Origin of the sequence: Streptomyces sp. Je 1-332 (genome assembly GCF_040730185.1) — a bacterium.
GTDB lineage: Bacteria > Actinomycetota > Actinomycetes > Streptomycetales > Streptomycetaceae > Streptomyces.
This window is the reverse complement of sequence record NZ_CP160402.1, coordinates 6,682,167-6,700,695: the sequence shown is the minus strand read 5'-3', so window position 1 is coordinate 6,700,695 and position 18,529 is coordinate 6,682,167. Positions and strand designations below refer to the sequence as shown.

Below are 18,529 nucleotides of genomic sequence, written 5' to 3'. Positions count from 1 at the left end.
CATGGCCACCACGACGGCACGGGACATCATGACCGGTGGCGCGCAGTGCGTGCAGGCGCACGAGAGCGCCCATGACGCGGCGCGGATGTCCCATGCGTAGCTGGGTCTGCTCGTCGAACATGGTCAGAATCGGCATGGGGTGGACCGTGCCGCCATAGACGCCGACCACTGAGACAGTGCCCCGCGCCGGACGATGTGCATCGCCGCGTAGAGGGCGTTGAGCCGGTCGATGCCGGCACGGTCCATGAGTTTCTCTCCGCCACGGCACCGGGCAGCAGGCCCACGCCCCACTGAGCCGCCTTGGCCAGAGGCGCGCCGTGCGCCTCCATTCCCACGGCGTCGATGACGGCGTCCGTGCCGCGCCCGTCGGTCAGGTCGCGGATCTTGTCGCCCAGCTCCTTGCCGTACCGGCGCAGGTCCAGGGCCTTGAGCCTTGACGCCGTCCGCGTGTGCGCGGCTGAGCCGCTCGGGCACCAGGTCCACCCCCCGACAAGGCTCGCGCCCCGGTGAAGCGCCATCCGGGCAGCCATGGCACCGATCGGTCCGAGTCCCAGGACGGTCACCGTCCCACCGGGCGGGATGTCGGCGTACTCCACGGCCTGCCAGGCGGTGGGCAGGACGTCGGAGAGGAAGACGAAACGATCGTCCGCAGGTCCTTCCGGCACCTTGATGGGCAAGGTGTTGCCGAACGGCACCCGTAGGAACTCTGCTTGTCCCCGGGCACTTGGCCGTAGACCCGAAGAGCGCCGCGTCCGTGCCGCGTTCCTTGACCTGGGTGGTCTCGCACTGCGAATGCAGTCCACGGTCGCACATGTAGCAATGTCCGCAGGAGACGTTGAACGGCACCACCACCCGGCCGCCGCGGTTGAGGCGGCGATACTGCCGGCGGCCAGAGGAACGCTCGACGGGACTGACCCCGCACAGCGCGGCGAGCGACGCCTGACTGCCCGGCCGTTCCGGGTTGCCCCCCACCGCGATCAGCAAAGCGACAGCCGTGTCCGGACCAATCCCCGATCCGGAAGAGTTCGGCATTACCCAGTCCAGCCAGCTCCTCCCGCAAGGCTGGATCGGCAGTGATGAGAACGGACTTGAGCCGATTGATCGCCTGCGTGCGGGCCTTGGCCGGACAGCTGACCGCCGGCCACTGATCACGACACCAGCCGCCCCTGCCTCGAACCTCGAACCACACCGAAGCCCGCCCGGACATCGGCCGTGGCGAGTTGGTCACATCTGCTGATCGGGCCAGTCCAGGAGGCGTGCGCCGATGATCGCGGTCTGCAGGGTGTACCGGTGGACGGGGTCGGCGGGGTCGGCTCCGGTGAGCTTGTGGATGCGGTCCAGGCGGTAGGTGAAGGCGCGCACGCTGAGGGCGAGTCGGCGGGCGGCCTCGGCACTGACGCAGCCGGAGTCGAAGTAGGCGGCGAGGGTGTCGATGAGGGGCTGGGCGCCGCCGCGGGCGCGCTGCAGCGGCCCTAGTGTGTTGACGACCAGGTCGGCCATGGCTTGCCGGTCGCGGGTGAGAACCGGGTAGACGAGAAGGTCCGCGGCACGCAGAACCGGGTCGCTGAGGCCGAGCCGTTCGGCGAGTTCCAGTGCGTTGAGGGCTTCCTCGTAGGACTGGACGACACCGCCGGGACCGGATTGAGGGCGACCGATCGCGACCTGACCTCCGTCGGTGGCCGCGTAGGCGTGCTTGGCGAAGAAGGCGAGCACTTCGTCCTGGTCGGCAGGGGCGACGCAGACGAGGCGGCCGTCCTTGGTGGTGAGCAGGATATGGCGGTCGCCGAAACGGCTGATCAAGGCGCGTTCCACGCTGCGCGGAGTCGGATCACCCTCCTCGTACGCGGCCGCGCCCCGGGCAACGGCCACGGCATGGGCGTAGGAAAGGCGCAGCCCGTACCGTTCGGCGCGTTCGGCGAGCTTGCCCATGTCGCTGCGGCCGTACAGCAGGTCGTCGATGAACTCGCGACGGGCCGCCTCCTCTTGGCGCACCGCGGCCCGCTGGGCCCGCTCGTACCCCTCGGCGAACGCGTCAAGTGACTGAGCGACAACCGCCAGGACGCTGTCCGGCGCGACGGCGCCGGCGGGCCAGTGCGTCCGCGCCGCGGCCAGGTGGGCGGCCACCAGGGCCCTCATCCCATGGCCGGCCTCCGCTGCCTGCTCGCCCAGAGAGCGCCGGGAGTCGAGTTCGTCGCGGGTCAAGCGACGGCCGGTGGCGGAGGCATCGGCGATCAACCGTGGGTAGCCCTCCAGGTAGCTGGCCGCTACGTCGCGGTCGGTCATGATCGCCCCCGATATCGTGAAGTCCTGACGCCTTTCTAGCGCAACGTCGGCGGGGGCGTCTCGGCGGGACTGCGGGAGCCCGTCCCGGGCGACGGCTGAAGGACCCACAGGCCACGGGCTGGTGACTGCGATTCAGTAACGGGGCAAGCACCCGGACACGTCGGCCGGACAAACCCTCCCTAGAGTTCACCTGGAGAGTGGGCGCCACGGAAGGCTGCTCGTCACCAAAGGCGCAACCTGGAGCACGCCATGTCCGACCACAAGCCCCCGCACCTCACGGTTCTGGCCGTTCTTCCCTTCGCCGTCATGGTGATCGTCGCCGCGGTGGATGTCGGGGCCGGACCGGGCGTGGGCTACCTGCCTCTGGTGTCACTCGGTCCCGCCTTCGCCGGCCTCATCGGCGGCTGGCGGCGTACGGCGCTCATCGGCGCCGCGGCACTGCTGCTGTGCACCGCCCTCGGCATCTACAACGAGTCCTACTCGCAGCGCCGCCTCTACACCGCGATGGCCTCGGTGGCCGGGGTGACCGCGGCGGGTGTCGCGGCCGCGGTGATGCGCCAGCGCCGCGAGGCGGAACTAGCCAGCGTCCGTTCGATCGCGGAGGTCGCCCAGCGGGTGCTTCTGCGTCCGGTGCCGCGAAGCGCCGGGCCCTTGCGGATCGCGTCCTCGTACACCTCCGCGGTCGCCGAGGCCCGCATCGGCGGCGATCTCTACGAGGTGGTCGCCTCCCCGCACGGCGTGCGCATCATCCTGGGAGACGTGCAGGGCAAGGGACTTGAGGCGGTGGAGACCGCTGCCCTCGTCCTCGGCGCCTTCCGTGAGGCGGCCCACGACGAGCCAAACCTGACATCTGTCGGCGACCGAGTGGAGCGTGTGGTCAACCGGGAACTGCGGGGCGAGAAGTTCGTGACGGCCATACTCGCCGAGGTGGCCGACCGGCACACGATGACACTGCTCAACTACGGCCACCCCGCCCCCATGGTCGTACGGCCGGACGGCACGGCCTGCTTTCCCGAACCGCCGCGGTACGCGCTGCCTCTGGGTCTGGGCCTGCATGACGTCGTCGCCCCGGAACCGTACGAGGTGGACTTCGTGCCGGGTGACCAAGTCCTGCTCTACACCGACGGCGTCAGCGAGACCCGTGACCACAACGGCGCCTTCTACCCCCTCGGAGAGCACTCGTCTCTGCTCAAGGATGATCATCCCGAGGCCGCTCTGAACGCGATCCGGGCCGAGCTCGTACGGCATGCGCAGGGGCCGCTGCACGATGACGCGGCGATGCTTCTGCTGCGCTATCAAGAGCACTGAGAAGTGGCCCGTGGGCCGGCTTCGCTCAGGGGCGATTGGCGTGCCGGGCCTTCGAGTTGGTGAGGGCGTGGCGCGGGTCGGTGGCCCGGGTGATGGCGGTCTCGACCGAGGCGACGCGGTCGGCGAGGAGGCCGAGAGCGGCCACGGCGCGGACCAGGGGGTCGTCGTCGGGGCCGCCGAGTGTCCGGGCGCGGACGTGGGCGGCCTTGATGCCGGCCCAGCGGTCGGCATGTTCCGGGGTGAGTGTGCCTCGCAGCTCGGCCAGCTTGAGGAGGTTGGCCTCGGCCCCGGTGGTGAGGGTCTGGGCCTCGCCGGAGTAGTGGTCGTCGATGAGGGCGCTGAGTTCGGCGTTGTTCATGACGGGGTCGATCCTGGCGGCGATCTTGTTCATGTTGCGGTAGGAGCCCTGGAGCCGGAAGGGCGGTTCGGTGCGGGTGTCCTCGGACTGGCCCGCCGATGCGATGTAGGCGGCGTTCACCGCGAGGACCGTCGCGCGGGCGGTGAGCAGGTGCCTGAGCACGGCGACGATACGTTCCACTTCGGCGGGGGCGTAGGGATGCGTGAGAGCGTCCGCGCGTGCGGTGGGGTCGTTCTCCGCGAGGCGGATCAGGAGGTTCAGATCGGCACGGTCACGCCCGGCGAGCGGGGCGAGGACCGGGTTCGCTGTGAGGGCGTTCTCGACGAAACTGACGGCGAAGGCGTCCTCCTTGCCCGTGAGGACGTCGCCGAGGTTCCAGATGTCGGCGCGGTTGGCGAGCATGTCGGGGATGCGGAAGCGGGCGCCGGCCTCGGTGTAGGGGTTGCCGGCCATGCAGACCGCGAAGCGTTTGCCGCGCAGGTCGTAGGTGCGTGAAGTGCCGTTCCAGACGCCTTCCATCCGGCGCTGGGCATCGCACAGGGAGATGAACTTCTGCAGCAGTTCGGGCGAAGTGTGCTGGATGTCGTCCACGTAGAGGAGGACGTTGTTGCCCGCCTCCAGCGCGAAGTTGACCTTCTCGATCTCCTGGCGGGCCGTCGCGTTCGGAGCCTCGGCTGGGTCGAGCGAGGTGACGCCGTGACCGAGCGCCGGGCCGTTGACCTTCACCAGGACCATGCCGAGGCGGTCGGCGACGTATTCCATCAGGGTCGTCTTACCGTAGCCGGGCGGGGAGATGAGCAGCAGCAGGCCGCCCGCCGTGCCGAGCTGCTTGTCGAGGCTGTCGCCGATGAGCGGCAGGTACACCTCGTCGATGAGGCGGTTGCGGACGAAGGCGGACATGACTTTGGGCCGGTACTCGTCCAGCCGCAGGCGGGTTCGTTCGGCAGCGACGAGCTCGGCGCGCCGGGCCTGGTAGGTGCGGAAGCCGGGGAGGGTTTCGGCACGGAAATCGTGCGTGCGGGCGAGGAGTTCGTCGACGCGGACGGTGAGGCGGCGCCCTTCGATGCGCGGATGGGTGCCGAGGAGTCCGTCGACGGTTTCGGCGAGTGGGGCCTCGCGGTCGTAGCGCCGCAGGTCGGGGCAGAGTTCGACGGCGACCGCCTCCGCGAGGTCGTCGGCGCCCTCGCCCGTGGCGGTCGCGTACGAGGACAGCCACGCCTCGACCAGCTGTCGCCGCGCACCGAGGTCGGAGATACCCGCGAGGTCATCCTCGTACGCCGAACTGTCCATGGCACGGCGGAACTTGTCCAGGAAGGTGCGGGTGTACGCCGTGGTGACGAACCCGGCGGGCCCGGTGGTGAGCTCTTCGAAGAGGTACGCGGCGGCGGGTCCGCCTGTCCGCTCGGCGAGTTCCGCGCAGAGGTCGTCGATGGCGGGCGCGAGGCCGAAGGTGTCGCGGGCGCGGGCGAGCGACACCGCGCGCCGCTGCCAGAGGTCGCGCTCCTCCGGCTTCGTTCGGTGCGCCCAGAACAGTTGGGCCGCCGCGCGCGCCTCGGGGGTGTGCCGCAGGAGTCCCGCGCCGTCGTGGAGGCGAAGCAGGGCTCCGAGGATGAGGGTCGCGTCGTGGTCGTGGACGCCGCGCTCGTACCCCTCGTCGTACGAGGCTTCCGCCGCCGCGCGTACGAGGCCCGGCAGGTCATCACGGTCCAGGAGCGCCTCGGGGCCGTGTTCGGCAAGGAGGCGGGCGGCGAGGTGTTCGGCGCGGTAGATCTCGACGGTCTCCGACGGCAGGACCTGGCCCCAGTAGGGACGCAGTGCGGCGAAGGACGGGTCGGTGACGGGTGAGCGGTAGTCGGTGCCGGTGAGCGCGAAGGCCATGCCGTCGCCGTCCGCGGCCGGGACGAGGGTGAGGTCGAGGGGCTGGGTGTTGACCGCGAAGCGGTGGCGGCCCAGGCGGATGGTGTCGCCACCGTCCCCGTACAGCTCGGTGCGGTCGCGCAGCGCGCGAGCGGCCTCCTGCCGGGCCGCCTTCAGGCGTCCTTCCAGTTCCTCGGCCCGCACCTGGTCGTCGAGTTCACGCAGCTCGTCGATGGTGCGACGCACCTTGCCGACCATCGGGTCGGAGGCGAAGTAGGTGCTGATCTCGTCCGCGGAGGCGAGCGTGGCCAGGCGGCGCGCGACCGTCTCCAGGACACGGGTGGCCGAGACGGCGAGGCGCTCGGCGTGCCGGGCGCGGGAGTCGGCGAGCGTCTGCTTGCGGGAGGCGAACGCGTCGTACACCTCGGTGCGCTTGGCGTCGAGTTCTGCGAGGAAGTCGTCCGAGTCGGCGAACCGCCCTTCCAGGTTCTCCAGTTGGAGGAGGAGGCGGGCGAGTTGGTCGTCGCAGGTCTCGGGGGTCGTGGCAGCGGCGATCGCACCGGTGACGGCCTGGCCGAGCAAGGAGAACTCGGCGGTGAACTCGGCCCGCCCCTCGTGCGCGGTCAGTTCGCGGCGGCGGGCGTCCAGCGCGGCACGGGCCCTGTTGACGCCCGCTAGTACCGCTGCGACGCGCTCCAGGATGCCGGTGCGGATGGTGGCGTCGCCGATGTCGAGGCCGGCGACGACCTCGGTGACGGTCTGGAGCTGCTCGGTCAGTTCCTGGAGCCGGTCCGCGAGGGGGGCCGCCTCGGCGACCGTGGCGAGTGCGTCGGCGTCGGCGGTCAGCTGCTCGATGTCGGCGTGGTGGGCGGCGAAGGCGTCCGGGCGTTCCAGGAAGGCGACGGCTCGCTGCCCGGCCGATGCGATGTCCCCGGCCAGTTCCTCGGCAAGCTCGACGATCCGGTCGGTGTCGGCGTACCGCATGTCCTTCAGCGTCAGCAAATGCCCCTGGGCACGGCGCAGTTCGGTGATCCGCTCCACCCATGCGGGCGCGTCGCGCGGGGCCTCCCCACGGATGCGGCGAACGAGCGCGGCAATGCGTGCGGACGATTCGGTGAGCGCGTCCGTGGCCTGCCGGGTCAGGGCCAGCACGGTGGCGAACTCCGCGACCACCTGCTCGGCTGTCTCGCGCACGGCGTCCAGCGGCTCCCCCAGGTCCCCCGCTTCGCGGTCGCCGAGCCAGTGGTAGGAGTCGGCGGCCCGTACGCAGGCCGCGGCGAGCGCCTCGTACACCTCGGAGGTGGGTGTGGTCTCGGTGACGGACCGGGCGATGGAGAGGCAGTCGGAGATGCCCCGTACGAGGTCCGCGTTGCCGATGCGCGCCAGCGGCCCCTCCCCCACCGGGCGGGAGGCGGCATAGGTGTCGGAGACGTAGGGGGACTGCCACAGCTGCAGCGCGTGGACACGCGCGGGTTCCGTCGAGTCGGCTCGCAGCACGGCCAGCAGGCCGTCGTCGAAGAGTGCGTACCCGTGGCAGGACAGCGGGGTGGCGACCTCCTTGCGGATCATGTTGTACGGCAGGAGCAGCGTGCGCCCCTCCACACGCGCGTGGAACGCGAAGACGACGTCCTCACCGTTGGGAGAGCGCACCGCGCGCTCGAACTCCAGGCCGCTGGTGTCCAGGGCGTCGAAGGTCTTGTACGTCCCCGTGGCCAGGCAGTAGCCCCCGGGGAAGACGATGCCCTGGTCGTCGGGCAGGCGACGGCATGCCTGCCCGATGCCGTCCAGGCGTATGACGTGCCGGGTAAGGGTGTTGAAGACGAGGTGGCGCCAGGCGTCCTCCTTGTAGGGGCGCACGCGCAGCAGGATCAGCGCGCCGACGCGCGCGTGGAACACGTCCGCGTCGGCGAGGGACTGCAGCGGTTCCTCGACCGGCTCCTCGTAGACCCCTCCCTCCGTCTCGGTGTCGTTCTCGACCTTGATGGTCAGGGTGCCGCCGACCGTCTCGACGAAGATCTCGCCGCCGATGGAGATGTGCGGGTGGCGGCCCAGGACGTGGTCTTCGCGGGTTGCCTCGGTCCAGTCGAAGTCGTGCGAGGGCGGGAAGACGTGGTCGCGCTCGCCGCGGGCGTCCAGGAACTCGGCCTGCCCGTCGGTCGAGAGTGTCCAGCGAAGGACCCGGATGTCCTCGGCCTTCTCGCCGGTCCTGAAGACAGCGAGGACCTTACCGTCGACGTGCCGGAGCTGGAGGAGCCGTGCGTCACGGTAGTAGCGGAAGAGCGCGGCGAATTCGCGCACGAAGTCCGGGCCGTCCAGAAGTCCGGGCACCGCGTCGTCGGGCAGGCGATTCAGGTCGCGGTCGTGCAGTGCGAAGACGTCACCGATGGCGGTGTCGGGCTTGTGGCCGACGTGGACGTGGTAGCCGAAGAGCAGGATGTCGCCGACGGCGATGACGTCTCGCGGTACACACGGCTGCCCGGTGCGGATGCTGTCGGTGCCGGTGAGAGTGAGCTCGGTCGAGCCGAAAACGGCCACGCGCCGGTCGTTGAGGGCGGTGACGCGATCGGCCAGCTGCCTGGCCTGCACCGCCAGACGGTCGCGCAGCACCTCGTACGTTCCCGCGTCCAGACCGGTCCCGCTCTCCATGTCCGGCTTCCCTTCCTGTGTGTGCGTGCGTGCGGTGCCGTCCGGCACTCACGTACGGGACGGATGAGGAGGCCGGGGCCGCTCACCCCCGTGGAGCGGTCCCGGCCGGTCTCTGTCGGCTCTTGGGAGAGCCGTTCAGCTCTTGAGAGCGCCGTTCAGTTCGGCGATCGGCATGTCGGCAAGGCCCAACTGGCCTGCCTTGTCGAGTAGTTCACGCAGCTGCCCGGCCTGTTCGCCTCCGCCCTTCATGAGCTTCATCAGGAGCGCGGAGACAGTGAGGTTCTGTACGTCGGACGTCGACACGGAGCCGAGCAGCCGGGACAGGTCGTCGGTGAAGCTCGCGGTGCCGTCCAGCCACGGTCCGGCCAGGGCCTGGGCCGTCTCGGAGTTCTGCATGAACCCGTCGACGCTCTTGCCGAGCGAGATCGAAGACATCAGGCGGTCGAAGAAGACGGACTCGCCGCCGACGATGCTGATGTCGGCGTTCTCCAGGCCGGTGGCCAGGACCGTCGCCTGCGCTTCGGCGACCTGTCGCTGCACCTCGATGCCCGCCAGGCGGATGTCCTTCTCGGCCTCCAGGCGGAGCCGGTACTCCTCGTGACCACGGGACGCCTCGTCAAGTGCCGCCATCGCGACGGCCTTCTCGGTCAGCCCCGCCGCCTCGGCCTTCAGCTTGGCCTCCACGCCCTGAGCCTCCGCACGCATCCGGGCCTCGGTCGCCTCGGCCTCCGCACGACCCGCCTTCTCGATGGCGCCGGCCTCCTTCTCGCGGACCTGCACGGCCGCGAGTCCCTCCGCAGCGCACTCGGCCTGCACGCCCTCGGCGATCCGCAGCTTGGCCTGCGCGTCCAGGTCGGACGCCTTCAGCCGGGCCTCGGCCAAGGTGATCTCCTCGGCGGCACGGTGCGTGGCCGCCTGCTCGGCGGCCTCCGCCGCCTTGATGCTCTTGACCAGGCCCTCCTGCGCCTCCGCCTCGGCGGCGATGATCACGGCCTGGCGTCCGCGCTCCGCCTCCTCCACGGCCCGCAGCTTCTTGATGGACTCCTCCTGCTCGGCGACCGTTCGGTCCACGGCCACCCGCTCGCGGACGACCTCGGCGATCTCCCGCTTCTCCGCCTCGACCTCCTTCTCGGCGGCGATACGGGTCAGCTCCGTCTCCCGCTCCCGGGCGATGACTTCGAGCAGGCGGTCCTTCTCGATGCGCTCGTTCTCGATGGCGATGACCCGCTCGCGGTTCTTCTGCGCGACGGCGACCTCACGGGCCTGGTTCTCCCGCTGCACGCCGAGCTTCTCCTCGGTGAGGAGGAAGGCGCCTTGCGACCGCAGCCGCTCCTCTTCCACCACCCGCGCCGTCTCGGCCTCTTCACGGGCCCGTACGGTGTCGACCTCGCGCTTCTGCTTGATCTCGGCGTCCGCCTGGCGCCGCTCCAGTTCGAGGATGGCCTCGCGGGCGTCGACGTTCTGCCGGGTGATCTCCTTCTCCTCGTGCCGCGTGAACTCATTGGTGCGTACGTGCTCGACGGCCGTCAGTTCGGTGATCTTCCGGATGCCCTGTGCGTCCAGGATGTTGGACGGGTCAAGCTGGGCGAGCGGCGTCTGCTCCAGGTAGTCGATCGCCGCGTCCTCCAGGCTGTAGCCGTTCAGATCGGTGCCGATGACCTGGATGATGCGGTCCCGCAGCTCGTCACGCTTGGTGTAGAGGTCGGCGAAGTCCATCTGCTTGCCGACCGTCTTCAGCGCCTCGGAGAACTTCGCGTTGAACAGCTCCTGCAGCGTGTTCTGGTCGCTCGCTCGCGCCGTGCCGATGGCCTGCGCGACGCGGATGACGTCCTCGATGGTCTTGTTGACCCGTACGAAGAAGGAGATGCGGATGTCGGCACGGATATTGTCCCGGCAGATCAGGCCGTCACGGCCGGTGCGCATGATGTCGATGGTCTTCACCGAGATGTCCATCACCTCGGCCTTGTGCAGCACGGGCAGGACGACCTGACCGGTGAAGGTCACATCGACTTTCCGCATCTTCGAGACGATCAGCGCCTTGCCCTGCTCGACCTTGCGGAACAAGCGGGTGACCGTGAACAGCAGGACGATGACGATGAGCAGGACAGCGGCGACGGACACGCCGATGCCCAAAGTGATGGCATCCATGGTGAAGTCCTCAAGGTTCCTGGGCGTCGATGCCCAGTGAGCGAGTGGAGCGAGCGGGGCAGCTGAGGCGCGCGGTGCGGCAGAGGTGTTCGGGCCGGGCGTTCAGCCGTGGTCGACGCGCGGGTGACCGGGGTCCAGCGACGCCGCGTAGGGCGCGACCCAGAAGAACTCGCCGGCATCGTCGTACGCGTACAGCAGCGCGCTGCTGCCGGCGGTCAGCGCGCCCTCGCGGGCCTGCGGATTCTGTCTGACCTGCACCAGGGCGACGGCGCCGTCCCTGGCAGTGACCTCCGCCTGGCCGAAGCCCGCATCCACCCGCCCCGTGCGGATGGTGCAGAGCGACCCGATGAAGTCCTGCCGGGACGGCCCGGGTTCATCAGGGAAGAGCTTCGCCAAGGGACGTACGAGAGCGCGTGCCGCCCCCCAGGCCACCGGTACGGAGACGAGCAGCAGCACGAGGTCGGTCGCCGCGTGGGCCAACCCGGTCAGACCGGCCCTGCCGATGAGCACGGACCCGGCAAGGGTGCTGAACCACGCCACCACGACCGCCATCGAGACCGCCACGGTGACCGGCACGCCGCCGAGCCCCGTCACATCGAGGTCCACGTCCGAGTCGAAGCTGTCCACTTCGGCCCCGCCGACCATGACGAGCAGCCAGAAGCCGATGACGACCAGCAGGGCGGAGCTGAAGAGGACGGCCGGAAAACCCGCGGCTGCCTCTAGAAACTCCGTCATCCGTCAATCCCCCTTCACGCCTCCGCAGCTCCGACCCCGATGCCGGATTACGCTTCCGTAATCCGGCATCGGGGCCAAGCCCCCGTTCCTGCCAGGCCCATACTCACCTGCCGGGCCACCACAGTTCACTGCCGTATTCCGGCAATCTTTACGCGCTATTGATGCCGGGCGCGGCATGCTCAGTCGACGCCCGCCACGGCCGTCCCCCTCGAATGCGCTGAGTCACCCGCCTGACGACCGGAGCTCCGCGCGGCGCATCGGCTGTACATCTGTGGGCGTATTCGGGGAGTGGGCCATAGCGCGGTGCACAGGTGTGCCGGGAAGTCTGGTCGGCGGTCGTTTCCCGCTGCCCTCTGGAGCTGTAATGCCCCCTTTCCGCCCCCGCCGACGGTCCGAGCCCAGGCAGCCGCCCGCGCACAAGGTGGTGCGGCTGCGCGGCGAGATCAGCGGCGAGAACGCCGCCTCCACTGGACAGCTGCTGGTTCACGCGCTCAGCGCCGGGCTGGAAGTTCTGGAAGTGGACCTGGGCCGGGTCACCTGTCTCAGCCCAGAAGGCTGCATGGCGCTCTTCTCGGCGCTCATGGCGGCCCGCGAGAGGGGCACACGCCTGATCATCACGCATGCCAACGAGAGAGCGACGGCGACTCTGGACCAGATCGGCTTCTTCCGTGCCCTGGCTGACCCCGAACGATGAGAGGCGACTCCTCCCTCGCCTCAGTTCACCGGTCACCGCAGTCACTGCCGGGCACGATCAGGAAACGGCTTGGAACCTACCGCGGCAGGACCGTCTCAACAGCCCTCGCCGTGCCAGGTTCAGGCAACATTCGCGCCACTCGAACCCCCATCAAGAACCTGTCAATGCCGCATCAAGAACGTGTAGGGTTCCCATCGGTGTGCCGGGAAGTCTGGTCGGCGTCTTGAGACAAGTCTCTTCGCTGATCGGGGAATTCCGGCCATGGTGCTCATCGTCGTCTTCGGAGTCGCACTGCTGATCGCAGTGCTGTTGTCCGGCCTCGCGGCCCGCACGGTGCTTTCCACCTCGTTCCTCTTCCTCGTCGGTGGCGCGCTCGTCAGCGACGGATTCCTCGGTCTGATCCACATCACGCCGGACAGCGAGATCGTGTCCGTGACGGCCGATCTCGCCCTGTTCGCGGTGCTGTTCACCGACGGCATGCACGTCTCTTTCCCCAAGCTCCGAGCCAATTGGAAGAACCCGGCTCGCGCCCTGGGCCTTGGCATGCCGTTGGCGTTCGTCGGCGTGGCCCTGCTCACCCACTACCTGGTCGGCCTGGACTGGACCACGTCCTTCCTTGTCGGCGCGGTCCTCGCCCCGACCGACCCAGTGTTTGCCTCGGCCATCGTGGGCCGTAAAGAAGTCCCCTCCAAGCTGCGGCAGTTGCTGAACGTAGAGAGCGGCATCAACGACGGTCTGGCGTTGCCGGTTGTCCTCATCCTCATTGCCGCGGCCGGGCCCACCTCTGGACATGCCGAATCCTCCCTGGCGAAGATCGGCCTGGAGCTGCTGCTCGGCCTGGTCTTCGGCGTCGTCCTGCCGATGTTGGTCATCGCCCTGGTCCGCTTCCGCCACCTCGGCGCGGAGCCCAAACTGCAGCCCCTGCTCCCGCTCGCCATCGGCGTGATCCTGTACGCGCTGTGCCACCTCACGCACGCCAACCCCTACCTCGCGGCGTTCTCCGCAGGCGCGGTCCTCACCGCCCGCTCGGTCGAGGCGAAGGAGACGTTCGAGCCGCTGGGCGAGGCGCTGGCCGAGTTGGCGAAGTTCGCCGCTCTGCTCGTGTTCGGCGCGCTGCTCACTCCGAGCCTGTTCGGCGATCTGTCCCTCGGCGGGTACGGCGCAGTGGTCCTGGCCATCGTGCTGATCCGGCCCGCCTCGCTGATGCTCTCCCTGCTCGGGACCCGCTTCACCCGCCAGGAGAAGCTGGTCGCCGCCTGGTTCGGGCCCAAGGGCTTCGCCTCGGTCGTCTACGGGCTGCTGGTGTTGCAGGCCGGGATCCCCCAGGGCGAGGAGGCGTACACGCTCATCGCCGTGTGCATCGCCTTCTCGATCGTGGCCCACAGCAGCACCGACGTACCCATCGCCCGGCTCTTCCACGTCGATGAGCCCTCCGACACCGCCGTACCCGCCGCTCGCTCCGACGAACACCAGACGAGTCGGTGTCCCGGTGGCTGACCGCCGGCGCGATGTATGGACTCGACATCACGGAGGAAGCGCCTCGCATGCGCCGCTGCGGCCGGCGCCCGGCTACTGCTGCAGCTGGCCGATGTCCGATGGTGTGAGGGAGAGGATGGATGGTGAACCGTGGGAACCACCAGGCCCCCCATCGCGCTCCACGGGATGTGTCCTCTCTTCCTCAACAGATGCAACAGCTCCCGCCGGCAGGCCACATGATCGTGTGCGGCGACGATGCGCTCGCCGAACGCCTGGCCGCGGAACTGCACTCGGTCTACCGCGAGACCGTCACGGTCGTCGTACCGTCCTCACGAGCGGGCGACGGAGCTCCGAGCGGTTCGGCGGGCCGGGCGGCCACCGCTCTCCTCGGCCGCATACAGGCCGTGATGAGCCGGCCCTCCCGTGCCTCCGGCGAGGGGACGCAAGAACCACGGGTCTTGGAGGCTCCACAACCCGACGAGGCGACCCTGATCGAGGCAGGAGTGCGTGGAGCCGCCGCGCTGGCGCTCGTCTACGACGATGACGAGACAAACATCCACGCCGCACTGGCCGCCCGTCGCCTCAACCCCCGCCTGCGGCTGGTGATCCGTCTCTACAACCGCAAGCTCGGCCAGCATTTGGAGGAGCTCCTCGACCAAGCCGCGGCCGTCGCCGCGCCCGGGCTCGACCCCACGGCACTCGACACCTCCACCACTGTCCTGTCCGACGCCGATACCGCTGCCCCTGCCCTGGCAGCCACCGCGGTCGCCGGGACCAGCAAGGTCGTCCAGGCCGACGGGCTCTTGTTGCGTGCAGTGGAACGCACCCCGCCGGGCCGCGGCCAGGTCGCTGACCCCGGCTTGTGCACCCTCGCCCTGCTGTCGGCCACCACCAACGACCCAGCAGGCGACGAAGGCTCCGACGACAGCGGTCAAGGGCAGGGGCCACTGCTGCTGCCCGACGACCGCATGGTGGCCGCTGCGACGGGCCGGGGCACCATCGCCCTGGAGGCCGTCTCGCACGCCGCGCCCGCAGTGCCGCCGGGTCGCCTCGCGGGGCGTGGCCTGCCGTTCGGTTCACTGTTCTCGCCCCGTCTGCGCTGGTCCCTGGCCGGGCTCGCGACCTGTGTACTCGGCCTGGCGGTGGCGAACTGGCTGACCGCCCCGCGCACTCACCCGCTGCACGCCGGATACCTCACTCTGCTCGACCTCTTCGCCATCGATGACCCTGCCCTCGGTGAAGCCACCTCCCGCCAGATCCTCCAACTCCTCGCCGGGCTGGCCGGGTTGCTGCTCCTGCCCGTCTTGTTCGCCGCCGTCCTGGAAGCCCTGGGCACCTTCCGCAACTCGGCCGCCCTGCGCCGACCGCCTCGCGGTCTTTCCGGCCACGTAGTCCTGCTCGGACTCGGCAAGATCGGCACTCGTGTACTCGCCCGGCTTCGCGAACTCGGCATCCCCGTGGTGTGCGTGGAAGAAGACCCCGAAGCCCGCGGCATCCCCCTGGCCCGACGACTGCGTGTGCCCACCGTCATCGGGGACGTCACCGACGAGGGCGTCCTGGAATCCGCGAAGATCCACCGCGCGCACGCCCTGCTCGCCCTCACCAGCAGCGACACCACCAATCTCGAAGCAGCCCTCTACGCACGCTCGGTCAAGCCCGACCTACGCGTGGCGATGCGCCTGTACGACGACGCGTTCGCCACCGCCGTCTACCGCACCCTGCGCGCCGCACATCCCCAGGCCCTCACCCGCAGCCGCAGCGTCTCCACCCTCGCCGCCCCCGCTTTCGCAGGGGCGATGATGGGCCGTCAGGTCCTCGGAGCGATCCCCGTCGAGCGCAGAGTCCTGCTCTTCGCCGCCCTCAATGTCGCCGGCCACCCCCAGCTCGAAGGGCGCACCGTCGCCGAATCCTTCAGAGCCGGAGCGTGGCGCGTCCTCGCCCTCGACACCACCGCACCCGACGAACGTCTCCCGGACCTGGCATCCGCCCCCGCCGGAGACGGCGACGAACGCCCCACCGGCCTGACCTGGGACCTCCACCCCGGCTACGTGCTGCAGCCGCAGGACCGGGTCGTCCTCGCTGCCACCCGCCAGGGCCTTGCCGACCTCCTCCGGCGACACCACCGGGTCCACGCACACGGCCCGGAGGCATAGGCATGCCCGCCTGGCCCACTTCACGACGCCGCACCCGCGGTCCTGCGATGCTCGCCGCCAGAATCGATCCAGGTGAGCCCGGAAGTCTGGTCGACAGCTGCCGCCCCCCACCTCCACTCCAGAGGTCACAGATGTCCGTCATCTGGCGATATGCGCTCCGGATTCGTCCCGCGCTGCGCTCGGCTTGGTGATCGTCGCTGTCCTGCTGTCGGTCGCCTACGACGAGCAGCACCACACCCTTGGCAGGGAAAGCAACTCCGGTTCTTCTCCTGCATCGCGGCAAGAAGAACCGCCCATCGGGCGACTGCCGTGACGCCTCCGTTGTGTGGCTGCCGGGAGGCTTGGTTTTTGGGGAGGGCGGCTGGATCGGGCCTGCTTCCCGGGGCGCGAGCGCCCCGGGAGCGCGGTGGCCTGTCCTTGTCGCCGTCCGTACCTCGAGACGCTCCCGCACTTGGCGAGCAGCGACAACAACACGTTCTGGGTGATCCCGGGAGAGCTGACCGAGGCGGTTCGCACTGTCACCGGCGCGTTCAACGATCACTCAGCAATGGGCCTCCCCACACCTGCGCGGCCCGAAGAAGCGCGCGCTGCGGGCTCTGATCAAACGTCGGACGGGGGCGGGACTCCAGAGCCCAAGGCGGAATCGACGCCTTCTCTCGATGCCGCTGCGGCTGTTGACGAGGCCACAAGGCAGGCCGCCGCGGCGGTCAACGACGCCAAGGCGGAGGCAGAGGCTACGAGCACGCCTACGGTGCCGGGCCGAGGGCAGAGGTCCGGCGACTGAGGCAGCCCTCGGTCGAACCCGAGTCGGGGGCGTCCCCGACTCGGGTTCACGCTGCAGAAGTTCTTCGAGGTGGCGGCCCGGCGGAGGTGCGGGCGGTGGGCCTCGTACGATCGGCGGGGCGATCGGTCATGTGGCATCGCAAGGAAATCCGGCTGCATATCGGCTCCGGGTGAACACCGGCCCCCGTCACCGGCCCTGGTGCCCGGCCGGGCATCGACCTCCTCCCCACCCCGTTAACCGCCTCTCGAGCTATGTCCAGCCGCCAGCCACCCCTACTCGGGTCCACAGGGCGAGCTAAGGCGCCCTTCACATTTCTTGCGAGCGACCCGCCGGGCTCAGGCGCCGGGGCGACGCGGTCCGATCAGGTAAGCCACCAGCAGTCCTGCCAGTTCCGCCCACGCAACAGCGCCGTTTCCCCCTAGGACCAGCCCGTGGCCCCCAGGCACAAGGCGGCCACCGCACCGGCGAGGATGGTCTCGCCATCGGTGGCGAAGGCCCATTCTCGGCGAGCGCTGCCCGGGGTGCGGATCTCATTCAAGGCCGTTCTGATGATCCAGAGCGGAGGCCATGACTGCCACAGGCAGCACGGTGGCGTCCATGCGTGGCTCTCTGTCAGCGCCTGGTGGTATCGGCCCGCTGGTAGATGTCGGGGATGCCGTCGTGGTCGTCGTCGCGGGTCTCCTCGTCATATAGGCGCCGGTAAACGCCGTTGCGCCGCTTGATGAGGAGAGCCGCCAGGCCGACGGCGATGAGGGAGCCGATCAGAACCGCGGCTTTGATCTGCTCGGCGGTCGCCGGGTCAGGGAAGGCCAGTTCGCCGATCAGCAGGGCGACGGTGAAGCCGATCCCGGCCAGGACCGCGAGTGCGAAGACGTCGGCCCAGGCGAGGTCCGGGTTCAGCTGGGCCCGGGTGAAGCGGGCGGCGAGGTAGGTGCCCACGAAGATGCCGAGGGTCTTGCCGATGACGAGGCCCAGAACCACGCCCAGCGGCTCCGGCTGGGTGAACACTTCCCCCAGGGCCGCGCCCGAGACGCCGACACCGGCGGCGAACAGGGCGAACAGGGGCACCGCGACGCCTGCGGAGACGGGGTGGAGCAGGTGGGAGGTCCGTTCGGCGGGGGATGCGCTCTCGCCCTTGTCGCGGGTGGTCCGCAGGATCAGGCCGATGGCGACCCCCGCGACGGTGGCGTGGACACCGCCGTTGTACATCAGCGCCCACGTGACGACGCCGAGTGGGACGTACCACCACCAGCCCCGTACGCGGAAGCGCTGGAGCAGGTAGATGACGGCCAGTCCGGCGAAGGCTCCGCCCAGAGCGGCGAAGTTCAGGTCGCTGGTGAAGAAGATCGCGATGATCAGGATCGCGCCGAGGTCGTCGACGACGGCGAGGGTGAGCAGGAACGCTCGGAGCGAGGCAGGCAAGTGAGTGCTGAGGACGGCAAGGACGGCCAGGGCGAAGGCGATGTCGGTGGCCATCGGCACGGCCCAACCCTCCAGGCTGCCTCCGCCGACCGTGACCGTGATCGCGTAGACGGCGGCGGGCACGATCATGCCGCAGAGGGCGGCGATGACCGGCAGTGCCGCGGTGGCGGGAGTGCGGAGCTCGCCGACGACCAGTTCACGTTTCAGTTCGATACCGGCGACCAGGAAGAAGATGGCCAGCAGTCCGTCGGCGGTCCAATGCTCCACGGACAGGTCCAGGCCGAGGGCAGGTATGCCGAAGTGGAAGTCGCGTATCTGCTCGTAGACCCCGCTCCACGGGGTGTTCGCCCACACCAGCGCCACGACGGCGGCCGCGAGGAGCACCAGTCCCCCCACCGTCTCCGTCCTCAGGGCTTGCACTACTGCGTTGCGCTCCGGCAGCGGCAGGAGGCCGAGGAAGGGGGAACGCTCACGGGGGGCGGCAGCCATCAGGGGAATCCTCCAGGGCATCGACATGAGGGCATGAGGGCCCTAGGACGCCGACCAGACTTCCCGGCACACCACGCGCCCGATACGGCCGCCTGCGGAGCGGACCATTGACGCGTCCTTTACACCCTAACCGCCCTACGCGCCCCCCGCCAGACCTCGTTTCACCTGCTCAAACG

At 69.6% G+C, this 18,529-nt stretch carries 9 protein-coding genes and 3 pseudogenes; 5 read left to right on the top strand and 7 right to left on the bottom strand.

Annotated features, from left to right (window positions below):
• Positions 1-88: 88 nt before the first annotated feature.
• The 3 genes and pseudogenes from ABXJ52_RS30225 to ABXJ52_RS30215 all read right to left on the bottom strand — a co-directional run.
• Positions 89-861 (bottom strand): annotated as a pseudogene (locus ABXJ52_RS30225) (zinc-binding dehydrogenase); the annotation flags it as partial.
• 51 nt (positions 862-912) lie between these two features.
• Positions 913-1,032 (bottom strand): annotated as a pseudogene (locus ABXJ52_RS30220) (transposase); the annotation flags it as partial.
• A 192-nt stretch (positions 1,033-1,224) separates the two neighbouring features.
• The gene (locus ABXJ52_RS30215) at positions 1,225-2,283 is read right to left on the bottom strand and encodes a helix-turn-helix domain-containing protein (protein WP_367046232.1); all 1,059 of its coding nucleotides are present in this window, start codon (positions 2,281-2,283) and stop codon (positions 1,225-1,227) included.
• Positions 2,284-2,532: 249 nt separating this feature from the next.
• Between ABXJ52_RS30215 and ABXJ52_RS30210 the strand changes: the two genes are divergently transcribed.
• Positions 2,533-3,591 (top strand): PP2C family protein-serine/threonine phosphatase, encoded by a 1,059-nt coding sequence (locus ABXJ52_RS30210; protein ID WP_367046230.1) that lies wholly within the window; start codon positions 2,533-2,535, stop codon positions 3,589-3,591.
• Between the two features lie 25 nt (positions 3,592-3,616).
• On the opposite strand, the gene ABXJ52_RS30205 is transcribed toward ABXJ52_RS30210, so the two are convergent.
• The 3 genes from ABXJ52_RS30205 to ABXJ52_RS30195 form a co-directional block, all read right to left on the bottom strand.
• Positions 3,617-8,452 (bottom strand): DNA repair ATPase, encoded by a 4,836-nt coding sequence (locus tag ABXJ52_RS30205; RefSeq protein WP_367046228.1) that lies wholly within the window; start codon positions 8,450-8,452, stop codon positions 3,617-3,619.
• A 135-nt stretch (positions 8,453-8,587) separates the two neighbouring features.
• Positions 8,588-10,600, bottom strand: a complete 2,013-nt coding sequence (locus ABXJ52_RS30200; RefSeq protein WP_367046227.1) for an SPFH domain-containing protein — start codon at positions 10,598-10,600, stop codon at positions 8,588-8,590.
• 102 nt (positions 10,601-10,702) lie between these two features.
• Positions 10,703-11,335, bottom strand: coding sequence for a hypothetical protein (locus ABXJ52_RS30195; RefSeq protein WP_367046225.1), 633 nt, complete (start codon positions 11,333-11,335; stop codon positions 10,703-10,705).
• Between the two features lie 175 nt (positions 11,336-11,510).
• Here ABXJ52_RS30195 and ABXJ52_RS30190 point away from each other — a divergent pair, with 175 nt between their 5' ends.
• The 4 genes and pseudogenes from ABXJ52_RS30190 to ABXJ52_RS30175 form a co-directional block, all read left to right on the top strand.
• Positions 11,511-12,029 (top strand): STAS domain-containing protein, encoded by a 519-nt coding sequence (locus ABXJ52_RS30190; RefSeq protein WP_367046223.1) that lies wholly within the window; start codon positions 11,511-11,513, stop codon positions 12,027-12,029.
• 261 nt (positions 12,030-12,290) lie between these two features.
• Positions 12,291-13,526: a cation:proton antiporter gene (locus tag ABXJ52_RS30185; RefSeq protein ID WP_367046221.1), complete on the top strand. Its 1,236-nt coding sequence runs from the start codon at positions 12,291-12,293 to the stop codon at positions 13,524-13,526.
• Positions 13,527-13,741: 215 nt separating this feature from the next.
• The gene (locus tag ABXJ52_RS30180; protein ID WP_367049381.1) at positions 13,742-15,658 is read left to right on the top strand and encodes an NAD-binding protein; all 1,917 of its coding nucleotides are present in this window, start codon (positions 13,742-13,744) and stop codon (positions 15,656-15,658) included.
• 430 nt (positions 15,659-16,088) lie between these two features.
• Positions 16,089-16,442, top strand: a pseudogene (locus ABXJ52_RS30175) (SPFH/Band 7/PHB domain protein); the annotation flags it as partial.
• Positions 16,443-17,054: 612 nt separating this feature from the next.
• Here the strand turns inward: ABXJ52_RS30175 and nhaA are convergent.
• On the bottom strand, positions 17,055-18,353 hold the full coding sequence (nhaA, locus tag ABXJ52_RS30170) for a Na+/H+ antiporter NhaA (RefSeq protein WP_367046219.1): 1,299 nt from the start codon (positions 18,351-18,353) through the stop codon (positions 17,055-17,057).
• Positions 18,354-18,529: the final 176 nt, after the last annotated feature.

What these genes read in the sequence shown, in the direction of transcription:
- ABXJ52_RS30195 (WP_367046225.1), bottom strand. Translation starts at nt 11,335, where the DNA reads ATGACGGAGTTTCTAGAGGCAGCCGCGGGTTTTCCGGCCGTCCTCTTC.
- nhaA (WP_367046219.1), bottom strand. Translation starts at nt 18,353, where the DNA reads ATGGCTGCCGCCCCCCGTGAGCGTTCCCCCTTCCTCGGCCTCCTGCCG.
- ABXJ52_RS30190 (WP_367046223.1), top strand. Translation starts at nt 11,511, where the DNA reads ATGCTCAGTCGACGCCCGCCACGGCCGTCCCCCTCGAATGCGCTGAGT.
- ABXJ52_RS30200 (WP_367046227.1), bottom strand. Translation starts at nt 10,600, where the DNA reads ATGGATGCCATCACTTTGGGCATCGGCGTGTCCGTCGCCGCTGTCCTG.
- ABXJ52_RS30185 (WP_367046221.1), top strand. Translation starts at nt 12,291, where the DNA reads ATGGTGCTCATCGTCGTCTTCGGAGTCGCACTGCTGATCGCAGTGCTG.
- ABXJ52_RS30205 (WP_367046228.1), bottom strand. Translation starts at nt 8,452, where the DNA reads ATGGAGAGCGGGACCGGTCTGGACGCGGGAACGTACGAGGTGCTGCGC.
- ABXJ52_RS30215 (WP_367046232.1), bottom strand. Translation starts at nt 2,283, where the DNA reads ATGACCGACCGCGACGTAGCGGCCAGCTACCTGGAGGGCTACCCACGG.
- ABXJ52_RS30210 (WP_367046230.1), top strand. Translation starts at nt 2,533, where the DNA reads ATGTCCGACCACAAGCCCCCGCACCTCACGGTTCTGGCCGTTCTTCCC.
- ABXJ52_RS30180 (WP_367049381.1), top strand. Translation starts at nt 13,742, where the DNA reads ATGATCGTGTGCGGCGACGATGCGCTCGCCGAACGCCTGGCCGCGGAA.